The organism is Chroococcidiopsis sp. SAG 2025, from assembly GCF_032860985.1.
Lineage (GTDB): Bacteria > Cyanobacteriota > Cyanobacteriia > Cyanobacteriales > Chroococcidiopsidaceae > Chroococcidiopsis.
Map to the genome: position 1 here is coordinate 6,097,819 of NZ_JAOCNC010000001.1, position 13,222 is coordinate 6,111,040.

Genomic DNA, 13,222 nt, shown 5'->3' on the forward strand with positions numbered 1-13,222 from the left:
AAACAACGTAATAATTTGATGAATTCTATGCGGTCACTAGTTTCTGATGACGGTTGTAATAGCAATTAAGCATGGAGTCAAGTCGCTCGTTTCCAGTGGCAACTGCATTCACTTTATCGATAAACTTACTTGAAATAAACTTCTTCAATGGCTGTTCCACTCCATTGAAGTAGTTCATTGCATTAGCAACTTTCCTATCCCACTCTGGATATAGCAGCAAGAAATCGTCAGGCATGACTTTGGTTTTAGCAAACCCTGGTTCTGGAAGGCATTCAAAAGGTTCGTCTAAATTAAAACATGCATAGTCGTCGGTTAATTCTTCACCAGGATAAATGTCTCTAACAGCTATTTCAAAATCATAAGCTGTAGATATACAATTAGCGCGGAAACTGTGATTCATATATCTACCAATGTCCCAACACATTATGTAGTCACCATTTCTGTCGCGAAAACAATATTTGAAAATGTGATCTCGCTGAAGTTTATCTAGAGACAATACATAAGCCTCATCAAGTCTTCGATCGAGTTCGTCAACTACCCAAGTTATTGTTCCTTTAGGAATAAATTTTGTAGCAAATACACCGTAACCAATAATTTCATTGACAAAACGTAGTTCCGTGTCTGGATGAACCATAAAGTTTTAATGTATAGCAATGCGTAATTTTCTACCATAATTATTTTCGCAGTATAGCCAATTAAAGAATTTTTTAATATTTCTACACAGTAACAATGTAAATGTTAGGGATTATACCCCTAATTAGATATAATATCTAACTCAATTTAACAGCGATTAGTTGTAATTACAGCTATTTCAAAGCAACATTTAAAACCTAGTATATTATTCTACAACTATCCTAAATAATTTACGAAAAATAAACAGCTTTCTCACATTTGTAGAGCAATTATTCGTAGGGTGATCGTTGCCAAATATACAGTTAAAGCTTGACCTTCAGGAAATTCCCCATACATGATGTGACTGAGAGCGATCGCCATTGGTGAATAAACAGCTTTATCGCTGCCGCTGTAGAAGTGTATGCCAAAAATAAAACAAGCGATCGCCCCCCGCCCAAATTTAAGTGACTAGAGTAACTGCTCCAGTATCTAGGTCATAACGACCACCTACGATTTTTAGTTTCCCATCTTTGATTAGTTGAGTTAGTAGTGAAGAACTCTCTTGTAATAATCCAACTTGATATCGAACGTTAGCTACAACAGCATCATTAACTGCATCATTTGATTGAGCTTTGATCCCATTTAATGCTGGTTTAATATCCTCAACAAAAGTGCCAATTCTACCAGGAAGCGCATCGCTTTTGAGTGCTGCTTGTACTGCACCACATCTTTCGTGTCCTAAAACTATAATTAGTTGGGAACCTAAAACCGATGTAGCAAATTCTAGGCTACCTGTAGCTGTAGGGCTAACAACATTGCCAGCCAGCCGAACGACAAACAAATCTCCCAGCCCTTGATCGAAGACAATTTCTGCTGGAACTCGCGAATCAGCACAGCCCAAAACAGCAGCAAAAGGATATTGAGCCGCGGCAACCTCTTGCAAGCGCAGTCTTGATTGGTTAGGAGTCTGCCGCTTCTCTTTCATAAACCGTTGGTTGCCGTCCAGCAATCTCTTGAGAGCATCATCTGGACTGACAGGCTTTGGTTTTTCTTTAGTGTCTGTTTGTTGTGCCACAGCAGGTTGTGCGCCCCACGAGCTACTAACAACAGTAGTCGCAGCTAAACTAGCTCCTCCTACACCCACTAATTTGAGCAAATTGCGTCGTCCAACAAATCCATTTTTTCGAGTCATCACCGCACCTCAATTAAAAATATCTGCTGATTTCTGCCTGATAAAACAGGAAAAATCAGCACAGTAAACTTCTATGTTTGCTGCGTTTGTAGTCGCACGACCTAATTTCGCTTTGACGTGGAAATCTGCAAAATTAAAATAAGCTAACTTGCAAAAAATCTTCCAAACAACAGAACCTAACGATTAGGAAATTTACCAAAGTATGTGTACAAAAAGCTGATATTTACTATAAAGCTATTCTATGGTAAGTATAGAAAACATCCAATTAAGTCTACTATATGCATCAAAATTAATAGTTGTGCTGCGATCGCAGTTTTTTTGTTATCGGCACAAAAAGCTTTTTTGCTGTACTCAACACGACTTTCTTAAAAAGTCTAATTGACATAATTTCCAATTATTTTTTACTAGTCGATCTTTCCGGTAAATCAAAATTCACGCTCCTCACCTTACTGGAATTGACGACCCTGGAGCCAATGGCAACTGGATGCCGATATGAGAACTAGCAAAGATGACATCAGATGCTTGGCGCTGCATAGCAGGGCTGGCACTACAGCTAAATCAACGTTCCTCCAGCTCGGATTTACTGCCTCTCACCTCTTACCTCTCACCGGACAATGCGTGTTGCTTCCTCCCCGCGTTTTTAAACTTGGGGAGGAAGCAACTTGCCAAATAATTAAAGCGCGAAGCGCATCATTATTGTGTCGATCGATGAATCTCATATGTGATATTAGTGCACTCATGAAACAAGTATTGACGATAGTTTGCAAGCTTAACCCCACCCCTGAACAGGTTGTCAAGATTGAGGCAACCTTGAAGGCGTTTGCGGATGCTTGCAACTACGTTAATCAGACCGTTAAGCCAACCATAACCAGTGCTAGCAGCATTCAAAATCTGGTGTATCCAGAGGTGCGGTCTATTTATGGTTTGAGTGTAACTTGGCTGTCAGAGCTTGCGCTAGGGTTGGGGCTAACCGCAAAACCGCTAAACAGAAGGGTAAACCAGTTAAATCCTTTAAGCCGACCAGCGTTGATTATGACGCTAGGATTTTTGACTTTAGGGAAAAAGACTGGAGTGTGAGTTTGACTTTGGTAGATGGTAGAGAGCATATCAAGCTGGTGACGAGTAACTACCAACGAGGTAAACTGCACTCGGCTAAACCAACTTCGGCTCAGTTGTGCAAGCATCGAGACGAACAATATTACATCCACATACCGGTTAAAGACGAAGCGCCTCAGTCACTTAAGTCTGATAAAGTAATCGGAGTCGATTTTGGTAGGCGAGAAATAGCTCATACCTCAAGCGGGGAAAAATGGGACGGAAAACAAATACAACAAGTTCGGGATAAATACTTTCGTGTACGTGCTTCTCTCCAAAAAAAATCCACAAAAGGCACAAGGTCTACTCGCCGCAGGGCGAGGCGACTCTTGAAACGGCTCCAAGGGCGAGAGAGAAGATTTCAGACGTGGTTGAACCACAACATCAGTAAGCAGATCGTCCAGTCGGCTATTGCGACAAAATCTGTCGTCGCTATTGAAAACTTGACGGGAATCAGGGAACGTACCAACACTAAACCCAGAAACAAAATTGAGCGATTTCGCTCTAACTCTTGGGCTTTTTACCAGTTGAGGCAATTTCTTGAATACAAGGGATTGCAGTTTGGTATTGAGATAGTTGCCGTTCCTCCAGCATGGAGCAGTCAGACATGCCATAAGTGCTTCCATATTGGGTTGCGTTCTGAAAAGTTTTTTAAGTGCGTCAATCAATTCTGCTTGTGGCATAGCGATAGCGACTGGAATGCTGCAAACGTGCTTTCTCTTATTGGTGTGGCTTATGTAAACCCGCACCGAGGTTCGAGTCTTTTCTGTTCTCTTTCCAGAGATGATTCAGGGCTACTTGAAAGCCCCGCCATCCAGGCGTGGGGTAGTTTACTCCCATAGCTAGGATTGATTGTTACCATTAGCGATCTAAAATGACACTGATTAGTAGCAATTACAAGCAATTGATTCTATGTTGCGCCATCGATCGTTCTTATCCCTAATTTTGGTAATTTTGGCAACATTTCTCATCGGCTGTAGTAGTCCCAGCACTGCCACAGTACCCCCGACGTACAGCTCAGCTCAAATTCAGCAGATCCAGCAGTACATTCCCGATATCCAAAGCTTGCGCGATCGCGCCAGCAGAGAAATTCCGTCTTTAGTACAAAGAAAAGATTGGATCGATGTCGGTAATTTCGTCCACGGACCTTTAGGAGAACTGCGATTGACCATGAACTACATGACGCGCAATCTGCTGCCGCAAGATCAATCTAAAGCAAAGCAGATTACGCGAGACTTCTTCAACAACCTAGTAGGAGTCGATCAAGCTGCTCAACAAGGCGATGCGAAAAAAGTCTTGCTCAACGCCAGAGAAGCCATAGCAGACATCGACAGCTTTCTTCAGTTGCTTCCCCAAGCAGCAGAGTAGGGAGTCGGGAGTCGGGAGTCGGGAGTCGGGGACAAGGGAGACAAGGAAGACAAGGGGGAATTACAATCTATAATTCCAAATCTCAAACCCAAAATTTCTCTTATCCCTTACTCCTAACCGCTCAAATATGACTCAAGTAGCAATTATCGGGTGCGGTGTAGTGGGGGCAGCGATCGCCTACGAACTGAGCCAAGTTCCAGGGTTACAAGTTGCTGTCCTCGATCGCCAATTCCCTGCGCAAGCGGCAACCAAAGCGGCTTTGGGCGTTTTAATGGGTGTTATCAGCCATAAAACTAAGGGTAGGGCGTGGCAGTTGCGACAGGCAAGTATCCAACGCTATGAAACCCTCATTCCTGAATTAGAGCTACTGACAGGGCATCATATCCCTTTTAATCGGCAGGGAATTCTGATGTTGTGCGTGGCAGCAGAACTCGGTTCTTGGGAGAAACTCGTCGCTACTCGCGCTTCTCAAGGCTTAGCTTTAGAAATTTGGGATGGGGCAAAAGTCAAGTCTTATTGTCCGCAAATTAACTGCAATTCTTCGACTTGGGCAATTTACTCGCCCCAAGATCGGCAAGTCGATCCGGTGAGTTTAACTTTAGCTCTAGTTGAGGGGGCAAAACGCAACGGTGTCAAATTCTTCTTTGGAACGCAGATAGAGGAATCTAATTTCAGTTCGGCTTCCAGCGATGCTGAAAGTGGTTCAGGCGATCGCCGCATCAGACAAATAACATTTTCTGGAGGGATTTCTAGAGAGCGATCGCATTTGAATGTTGATTGGCTAGTTGTATCGGCTGGATTAGGCTCGTTACCATCTCTGCCAACTGAAACTTCACCTCAACTAGAATTTGACATCGTACCCGTACTAGGTCAAGCTATTCATCTCAAGCTCGATCGCCCTTTGGGTAACACAGATTTTCAACCCGTCATTACGGGTAACGACGTGCATATCGTTCCCTTAACTGGGGGTCAACAAGCAACTGAATATTGGGTAGGAGCAACGGTAGAATTTCCTGCCATTGGACGAGAAATCGAGGCAGCACCAGCCTTGTTAGAGGAAGTGATGCAACAGGCGATCGCTTTTTGTCCTGCTTTAGCGACAGCCAATATTATCAAAACCTGGTCTGGTTTGCGTCCCCGTCCTGAAGGTCGTTCCGCTCCTATAATCGACTACCTGTCAGGATTTAGCAATATCCTTTTAGCAACGGGACACTATCGCAACGGTGTTTTACTTGCGCCTGCCACCGCACAAGCGATCCGCAAAATGATATTATCTTCTGGTTAAGAGTTGTCAGTTATTAGGGAGCGCACAAGCAGGGAGCGCACGAGCAGAGAGCAGGAAAGAATTGAATTCTTCTTCTCACGCACCACACACCCCACACCCCACACCCCACACCCTATCTACTACTAGCCACCAGCCACTAGCCACTAGCCACTCCCGACTTACGACTTACCTATTACCCATTACCAATAAAGTGTCGTGTCCATCGCAGAACATCAAATTAATGTTGGTTCCCTAGAATGGTTTTACCGCGAGGTTGCCCCCATTGGAATGAGCGATCTGCTACCAGTGGTGCTGTTACACGGTCTACCTTCCCATAGCTACGGTTGGCGACACGTTATGCCTGCTTTGGGGAGTCAGGGAACTAGGGCGATCGCCCCCGATTTGATTGGTTTTGGTTCGTCAGCAAAACCCCAAGCGCGGGATTTTAAATACACTCCCGACGCTTTCGTTCAGGCATTAACTGAATTTATTCAAGCTTTGGAGATCGATCGCTTTTGTTTGGTCGTGCAAGGATTTTTGGGTTCGGTAGGGTTGCAGTATGCTTTACGCCATAGCGATCGCGTCGAAAATATTGCCATTCTCAATACTCCCTTGACTACGGCTGCTAAATTACCTTGGCAGATGCAACAGTGGGGACTACCTTTTGCGGGAGACATGGCGACGCAAGATCCTTTATTGGTGGATCGTACTCTAGAAGGTGGTAGCCGTTACCAGATTTCAGATGCAGATTTAGACGTATTTCGCAAGCCTTTTTTAAAAAGTTCAAAAGCAGGGCGATCGCTGATGACGACGGTACGCAATCTGAAAATGTCCCCGTCTATGACAGAAATCGCTGATGGTTTTCAAGACTGGAAGAAACCACTTTTAATTGTCTGGGGTGTAAACGATCCTTGGCTTCCTGTGGAAATCGCCCAGAAATTTGCCAGCAACCTACCCCAAGCAGAGATTGTCAAACTTGAAAAAGCCGGGCATTATCCTCAAGAGCATTTTGCCGAAGATATCCTACAAGACCTTTTACCTTTCGTGCGTCGTGCTTCGTAGAGTGCGGGAAACACCTTACTTTGTTCGATCGAACTCCCTAAGACAAAACCACTCAAAACCTTGGATTTACTGGAAATCCGTGTTGCGAGTGGTTGCTAGCACGACCGAGTTGATAGCAAATAAGCGGGGCTGGTCGTCCTGTTGATAGATAGTAATACTGCTAGCCTACGATGAGACCAACCGTGATTTTACGGAAAAACTGAGTTAGCAGATCTCTATTGAAGGGATGCATTCAGTATATTTTCTGTTGCAACAAGCAAGAGTACGCAAGAGACATCACAAATTGGCTCAGAATGGGCGATCGAGACAGGATCATTCCATTTATTATGAAGAAATGTAAATAAACAGTTCTACGTTAATATGTCTGACCGATTCATAGGTAAACTCCGTCCTCTTTGGCGTGTCATTTTACTGTCCGTTGCTACTCTGATGCTGTACTACGGCTGGTATAAATGGATTATTCAAGAGGAATTACGCCGCTACAACGGTTATGGCTGGTCTGGGACGCTGTGCTTAGCACCTTTTGTACTAGGGGTTGTCGTTCCCCAATTGTTACGGATTTACGATCCTGACGTACCAGGTTGGTTCGGCTGGTTTTCACTGCTGGGGGTGGTTTGGATTTATATCGTGCAGTTTAGGCTGTATAAAACTGTGAATGTGCTGTATCGAGAAGCAGGAATGAAAGAACCGCTAACTGTTTGGTGGATATTTGTCCCTGGGTTGAATTTAGTTGTTGGTTTGAGACAAATTCACTTTTTAAGTCAATATTGGGCAAACAAACAAGGAACTGTTGTTAAGGATGTTCTTGCTGAAACTATTCCTTTCTTTTCTGCTAATACTTAAATAAGTTTTTATTTGTCAAGCTATATATAGCACTTCTGGATCTATTAACAATAGGGTGCGTTATTGTTAACTCACCCTACTGAAGAATTTACTTCTTAATTGGGTCGTGACCCCAATTTTTTAGCGAATAACACCAGCGCGAATTCTCAATATCGTGTGATGGCTTTTGGGCGCTATGACGGTGAACGTAACTGATGACTTTCTTCATATGAAAAATATCGTCATCAGTATATTCGTCTTCTTTTTTTTGTAAAAGTTCGATAATTCGTCGTCCAGATTTATGTCCGGTTGACTCGTCGTCGTCCTTTTTTTGTCCTACTGCTTGTGACTCCTCAGTTTCCAACCAAGATTCAAGCTCTTTAGGAGTCATATTGACGACTTGATGAAACTCTGCAATCGCAGATTTGACATCTTGACTCATAACTCAATATTACTCCTCTACTTTTTCTAAAGCATCTGGCTTGTGAGCTGCTTCTTTTCCAGACTTTTCACTTTTGACCAAATACTCAGGATTATCTTTGGATGCAGCAACGTGGTGTCCTTTAATTTCTGTAGGAGAAGTGAGTTTCTTTTCTACTTCACCAGTAGTTTTACCTTGAGAGGTTTTCCACTCAACTTTATCGCCTTGCTTAAATTCTTCAGACATGAGTAAAAGATTGTGCCTACTTAAATTTTCTTTACCTATTAATGTTTAATTATCTTGACGATTAAGCAAGTAGCCATCAATCTATTTACAGATTACGAATTATGTGAATTTGACTCTAAATATTACTTTTGTCAGTGGTTGAGATTTAGAGAGCGTGGTAAGTGTATTCAATGGATTTTTGAGCTTGCTTAAAGACTCTTAGAAGCACCAAAGCCACCACCACCTGGGGTTTCAATGACAAAAATATCTCCAGGCTGCATCTGCGCGATCGCCGTACTACCTAGTTCCTCCACCGTACCATCTAGGCGTTGAATGTAATTTCTCCCCACTTTCCCAGGCTTACCACCATGCAAACCAAAGGGAGGTACAACCCTACGTCCAGAGAGAATGGCAGCTGTCATTGGTTCGCGAAACTGAAGGCGGCGAATGACACCATTACCACCGCGATGCAAGCCTTCACCGCCACTGTGGGGACGAATGCTAAAACTGTCTAACAAGACTGGAAATCGCCATTCTAAGACTTCAGGATCGGTAAGGCGAGAATTTGTCATGTGAGTATGCACCGCATCCGTGCCGTTAAAATCTGCACCCGCACCCGAACCGCCGCAGATCGTCTCATAATATTGATGGCGATCGCTACCAAAAGTAAAATTATTCATCGTACTTTGCGCTGCTGCCATCACACCCAAAGCACCATATAAAGCATCGGTAATCGCTTGAGAAGTCTCGACATTTCCCGCTACCACCGCCGCCGGATAGCGAGGATTCAACATACAACCTTCAGGAACGATCGTTTCCAACGGTTCCAGACAGCCAGCATTCAGCGGAATATCATCATCTACCAAAGTGCGGAAGACATACAACACCGCAGCTTGGCACACCGCAGCCGGAGCATTAAAATTGGTTTCTAGTTGGGGAGAAGTGCCAGTAAAATCGATTCGAGCGCTACGGGTAGATTTATCGATTGCGATCGCAACTTGAATGACACTGCCATTGTCGAGTTGGTAAGCGAACTCTCCACTGCTGAGTCCTTCTATAACTTTTCGCACCGACTCGGCAGCATTATCTTGGACAAAACCCATGTAGGCTTGGACTGTTTCCAAGCTGTAGTGTTCTACCATTTTGTGGAGTTCTTGCACGCCGCGTTCGTTTGCCGCAATTTGAGCTTTGAGATCGGCAAAATTTTGCATCGGGTTGCGGACGGGATACAACCCGTCACACAGGAGTTGCACTAACTCCGGTTCGCGAAACTCTCCTTGGGATACCAGCAGAAAATTATCAATTAATACCCCTTCCTGTTCCACAGTTGTGCTGTTGGGTGGCATCGAACCAGGAGTAATCCCGCCAATATCGGCATGGTGTCCCCTGGAAGCAACGTAGAAAATGGGTGTAGGGGCGGGTTTAGCCAATAAATTGTCAGTCTCTACCGGAAATCTTGCTTCCAAACCCGCCCAGACGGGAGTAATTACAGTAATATCGGGCAGGTGAGTTCCGCCATTGTAAGGATTATTCGATACGTAAACATCGCCAGGTTGCAAGCTATTTCCTTTCTGGGCAATCAACGCCGTCACGCTTTCACTCATAGAACCTAAATGAACCGGAATGTGAGGCGCGTTTGCCACCAACTGTCCGCGAGAATCGAAAATTGCGCAGGAAAAATCCAACCTTTCTTTGATATTGACCGAAGAACTTGTATTTTGTAACGTTATACCCATCTGTTCTGCGATTGCCCGAAATAAATTATTGAAAATTTCCAACATAACCGGATCGGGAGAATTCGGAATACGGAATACGGAATTCGGAATTAAATCTCCTTTGTCCTGCTTCCCGACTCCCGACTCCCCTGTAAGGGCGGGTTTTGAACCAAGATTTCCGGTTGAGGCTGACAATTTATCTGCTAAACCCGCCCCTGCGACTCCCGACTCCCGCTTTCTCAACACCAAATGATTTCTCCGTGTCACTTCGGCTTGCCAACCAGGTTCGACGATATTCGTCCCCGTGGCTTCCGCGACGATCGCAGGACTGAAAATACAATCTCCTGGTTGTAAGTCTTCTCTTCTGTATACAGGTGTGTCGTGCCACGCATCGGCTGTATACATTTGTACTGTCTTCACTGGTACGGGAGGTGCGTCGGTGCGCCGGGTCACAATTGGTTCTGTAGCCACCTCTGTTTTTAAGATCGCCTCCACAGCTACAGCCTCGACAATTAATCGTCGATCCGCAGCAATAAACCCGTACAGTTGACGGTGCGCTACCTCAAACTGCTGTCGCATTTCTGCTATATCTTCATATCGGACTACCAAAGGCGAATCTGTCCCCTCGTAGCGCAAATGTACTCGCCGCATCACCTCAATCCTATCGGTAAGGCGGTTATCTCCATCTGTAAGGTCTAGTTCTGCTTTTGCTTCTAACTCCAACTGAGTTAAAATTTCCTCTAATTCAGCCACCAAACCTACATCTAAAACCCTCTCCACGGCACGTTCTCGCAACGCCCGTTCGTCTGCTAAACCCATACCGTAAGCCGACAGCACCCCAGCATAGGGATGGATAAAAATCTGCTGCATTCCTAAAGCATCGGCAATTAAACAAGCATGTTGTCCGCCTGCGCCGCCAAAACAGCAGAGAGTGTATTCCGACACGTCATAACCGCGCTGAAGAGAGATCTTCTTAATCGCATTCGCCATTTTTTCCACAGCGATCGCTAAAAATCCCGTTGCGACTCGTTCGGGCGATCGCCCATCCCCAATTTCTGCCGCTAGTTGGCTAAACTTGCGTTGCACGACTTCTGCATCTAAGGGCAAATCTCCACGCGATCCAAATACCTTGGGAAACAAGTCTGGCTGCAACTTGCCTACCATGATGTTGCAGTCCGTTACCGTCAGCGGTCCTCCTTGACGATAACAAGCCGGTCCTGGGTTTGCCCCGGCTGATTCGGGTCCCACACGATAGCGCGCCCCGTCAAATTGAGCGATCGAACCGCCACCCGCCGCCACCGTATGTATTGCCATCATCGGCGTTCGCAGTCGCACTCCTGCCACTTCTGTTTCTAACGCCCGTTCGTATTCGCCTGCGTAGTGGGCAACATCTGTAGAAGTTCCACCCATATCGAAGCTGATAATCTTATCGAACCCCGCCATCAAACTTGTCTGTACTGCCCCGACAATCCCTCCCGCAGGTCCCGAGAGAATGCTATCTTTCCCCTGAAACCTTTGGGCATCTGCTAACCCACCATTGGATTGCATGAACATTAATTTGGGAGGGTCGGGAAATTCGGAATTCGGAATAAATTTTGAATTTTGAATTTTGAATTTTGAATTTTGAGTTGCTTCCCTAGCTCTCTTTTCGCTGCTCCCTGCTAAGCGCTCCCTGCTCCCTTCCAACTGACTCGCCACCCGATCCACGTACCTACGCAAAATGGGAGATAAATAGGCATCAACTACGGTGGTGTCGCCTCGACTAACGAGTTTCATCAAGGGACTGACTTCGTGGGAGACTGAAATCTGAGTGAAACCGATTTTTCGGGCTACGGCTGCAACTTGTTGTTCGTGTTGAGGATAGCGGTAGCCGTGCATGAAGACGATCGCACAGGAACGAATTCCGACATCGTAAGCTGCTTGCAATTCTAAAGTGTAGGCTGGATTAACAGAAATGAGTTCTTCGCCTTGGGCGCTGTAGCGTTCTTCTACTTCAACGACTCGTTCGTACAGCATTTCTGGTAAAACGATTTGCCGTGCGAAGATGTTGGGGCGATTTTGATAGCCGATGCGTAAGGCATCTCGAAAGCCTTTTGTCACAACTAAGACAGTGCGATCGCCTTTACGTTCTAACAGTGCATTTGTCGCGACAGTAGTTCCCATCTTCACCACGCCAATTTGTGCTGCTGGTAGGGGTGCATCGGCAGGAACGCCCAGTATTTCCCGTATACCTTGGATTGCTGCATCGGTATAGCGTTCTGGATTTTCCGACAGTAGTTTGTGAACGATCGTTCGTCCGTCAGGATGCTGCGCCACGATATCGGTAAACGTACCACCGCGATCGATCCAAAACTGCCAACGTCCTATCGCGCGATCGGCTACCGTCATCACTCATTCCTCAATGCAAGGGCTATTTGTAAGTTAGCAGCAGCTAGGGTACAGCTGCATGGCGCGATCGCCTTTACGCTGGGATGTAGTCCTGGCTTGTTCTCATAATCATCCCTAAGCTGTTTCTTGCCGCTATGACTCTATGATTCATCGGGTTATCTTAACTGACGAATACCTTGAATTAATCCCTGACAAACACCCGTGAGAAAATCTAAATTTAAGGTTTCAATGCGATCGCTCGGTTTGTGATAGTGAGGGTTGCGTAACATTGCTGTATCTGTAACCATCATCGCTCGATATCCTCGATCCCAAAAGGGCGCGTGATCGCTTAATCGCGTTTGGGGAACAATCCTACCTCGGTTGGGAACTGGCAACCACTCGCTAGGAACTCCTACTTGGCGTATATTTCGGCTGAGATGAATTAAGTCAGGAACGATCGATAAATTACCGATTAAAGCAATGAAATCGCCGCGATTAGGGTAAAAACGTTCTAATGGACTTGGGTATCGTTGCGATCCAGGTGTAGCATCGCTATAACCCAACATTTCAAGGGAAATCATCAAACGTAGCGGTTGTCGCTGCTGGCGTAATAAATCGGCATATGCAGACGCACCCGAACCTACAGCGATACCGTCTTTTCCGGTAAATCCGTATTCTTCTAAATCAAATGCTACGAGTTGAATGGGATATTTAGCTGGTTGGTTAGCAAAAGATCTTGCTAATTCTAGTAACACCGATACACCTGTAGCATTATCATCTGCCCCAGGCGTACCGGGAATGGTGTCGTAATGCGCGCCAATTAAAATTGGTGGAGATTTTCTCTTACTGCTTTGTTGCAAGCAAGGAAGATTGAGAATTAAGTTTTGAAAAGTTTGTCCTCTAATTTGAAATTCATGAATGTCTACCTTGCCCCATTGACTGAGTTCTGCATGAATATATTGGCGGACGAAGAAATGTCCTGCTGTTGATAGGAAAGGATCGCGATCGCGGACTATTTCCGTTAAATGATTCTGCAAGCGTTGTTTGAGATCCACAGTCTGGTTTAATTTTTTACTTAA

General features: G+C 45.1%; 10 protein-coding genes and 1 pseudogene. 5 read left to right on the forward strand and 6 right to left on the reverse strand.

The genetic code is table 11. The annotated features are described in order from the left end of the window. Positions 1–25: 25 nt before the first annotated feature. Entirely contained in the window at positions 26–634 is a 609-nt protein-coding gene (locus tag N4J56_RS29830) for an SET domain-containing protein (protein WP_317109848.1), read from the reverse strand. Between the two features lie 438 nt (positions 635–1,072). Then, positions 1,073–1,804: a carbonic anhydrase gene (locus N4J56_RS29835; RefSeq protein ID WP_317109850.1), complete on the reverse strand. Its 732-nt coding sequence runs from the start codon at positions 1,802–1,804 to the stop codon at positions 1,073–1,075. Positions 1,805–2,542: 738 nt separating this feature from the next. Between N4J56_RS29835 and N4J56_RS29840 the strand changes: the two are divergent. The 5 genes and pseudogenes from N4J56_RS29840 to N4J56_RS29860 all read left to right on the forward strand — a co-directional run bounded on the left by N4J56_RS29840 (position 2,543) and on the right by N4J56_RS29860 (position 7,436). Beyond that, positions 2,543–3,741, forward strand: a pseudogene (locus tag N4J56_RS29840) (RNA-guided endonuclease InsQ/TnpB family protein). A 70-nt stretch (positions 3,742–3,811) separates the two neighbouring features. Continuing rightward, the gene (gene psbQ, locus N4J56_RS29845) at positions 3,812–4,267 is read left to right on the forward strand and encodes a photosystem II protein PsbQ (protein WP_317109853.1); all 456 of its coding nucleotides are present in this window, start codon (positions 3,812–3,814) and stop codon (positions 4,265–4,267) included. Between the two features lie 127 nt (positions 4,268–4,394). Next, positions 4,395–5,552 carry an FAD-dependent oxidoreductase gene (locus N4J56_RS29850; RefSeq protein WP_317109854.1) on the forward strand — a complete coding sequence of 386 codons (1,158 nt, stop codon included), beginning with the start codon at positions 4,395–4,397 and terminating at the stop codon, positions 5,550–5,552. A 195-nt stretch (positions 5,553–5,747) separates the two neighbouring features. Then, complete coding sequence (locus N4J56_RS29855; RefSeq protein WP_317109855.1) at positions 5,748–6,593, forward strand: alpha/beta fold hydrolase; 846 nt, start codon at positions 5,748–5,750, stop codon at positions 6,591–6,593. Between the two features lie 360 nt (positions 6,594–6,953). Beyond that, entirely contained in the window at positions 6,954–7,436 is a 483-nt protein-coding gene (locus N4J56_RS29860; RefSeq protein ID WP_317109857.1) for a hypothetical protein, read from the forward strand. A gap of 88 nt (positions 7,437–7,524) precedes the next feature. On the opposite strand, the gene N4J56_RS29865 is transcribed toward N4J56_RS29860, so the two are convergent. The 4 genes from N4J56_RS29865 to N4J56_RS29880 form a co-directional block, all read right to left on the reverse strand. Beyond that, positions 7,525–7,857 (reverse strand): DUF3140 domain-containing protein, encoded by a 333-nt coding sequence (locus N4J56_RS29865; RefSeq protein ID WP_317109859.1) that lies wholly within the window; start codon positions 7,855–7,857, stop codon positions 7,525–7,527. Between the two features lie 9 nt (positions 7,858–7,866). Then, positions 7,867–8,082 carry a DUF2945 domain-containing protein gene (locus N4J56_RS29870; protein ID WP_039713144.1) on the reverse strand — a complete coding sequence of 72 codons (216 nt, stop codon included), beginning with the start codon at positions 8,080–8,082 and terminating at the stop codon, positions 7,867–7,869. Between the two features lie 188 nt (positions 8,083–8,270). Next, entirely contained in the window at positions 8,271–12,164 is a 3,894-nt protein-coding gene (locus N4J56_RS29875) for a hydantoinase B/oxoprolinase family protein (RefSeq protein ID WP_317109862.1), read from the reverse strand. Between the two features lie 155 nt (positions 12,165–12,319). Next, positions 12,320–13,198, reverse strand: coding sequence for a M28 family peptidase (locus N4J56_RS29880; RefSeq protein ID WP_410500636.1), 879 nt, complete (start codon positions 13,196–13,198; stop codon positions 12,320–12,322). Positions 13,199–13,222: the final 24 nt, after the last annotated feature.

Excerpts from the sequence above, each read along its gene's own strand:
- N4J56_RS29830 (WP_317109848.1), bottom strand. The coding sequence starts at position 634 with ATGGTTCATCCAGACACGGAACTACGTTTTGTCAATGAAATTATTGGT.
- N4J56_RS29835 (WP_317109850.1), bottom strand. The coding sequence starts at position 1,804 with ATGACTCGAAAAAATGGATTTGTTGGACGACGCAATTTGCTCAAATTA.
- psbQ (WP_317109853.1), top strand. The coding sequence starts at position 3,812 with ATGTTGCGCCATCGATCGTTCTTATCCCTAATTTTGGTAATTTTGGCA.
- N4J56_RS29850 (WP_317109854.1), top strand. The coding sequence starts at position 4,395 with ATGACTCAAGTAGCAATTATCGGGTGCGGTGTAGTGGGGGCAGCGATC.
- N4J56_RS29860 (WP_317109857.1), top strand. The coding sequence starts at position 6,954 with ATGTCTGACCGATTCATAGGTAAACTCCGTCCTCTTTGGCGTGTCATT.
- N4J56_RS29865 (WP_317109859.1), bottom strand. The coding sequence starts at position 7,857 with ATGAGTCAAGATGTCAAATCTGCGATTGCAGAGTTTCATCAAGTCGTC.
- N4J56_RS29870 (WP_039713144.1), bottom strand. The coding sequence starts at position 8,082 with ATGTCTGAAGAATTTAAGCAAGGCGATAAAGTTGAGTGGAAAACCTCT.
- N4J56_RS29875 (WP_317109862.1), bottom strand. The coding sequence starts at position 12,164 with ATGACGGTAGCCGATCGCGCGATAGGACGTTGGCAGTTTTGGATCGAT.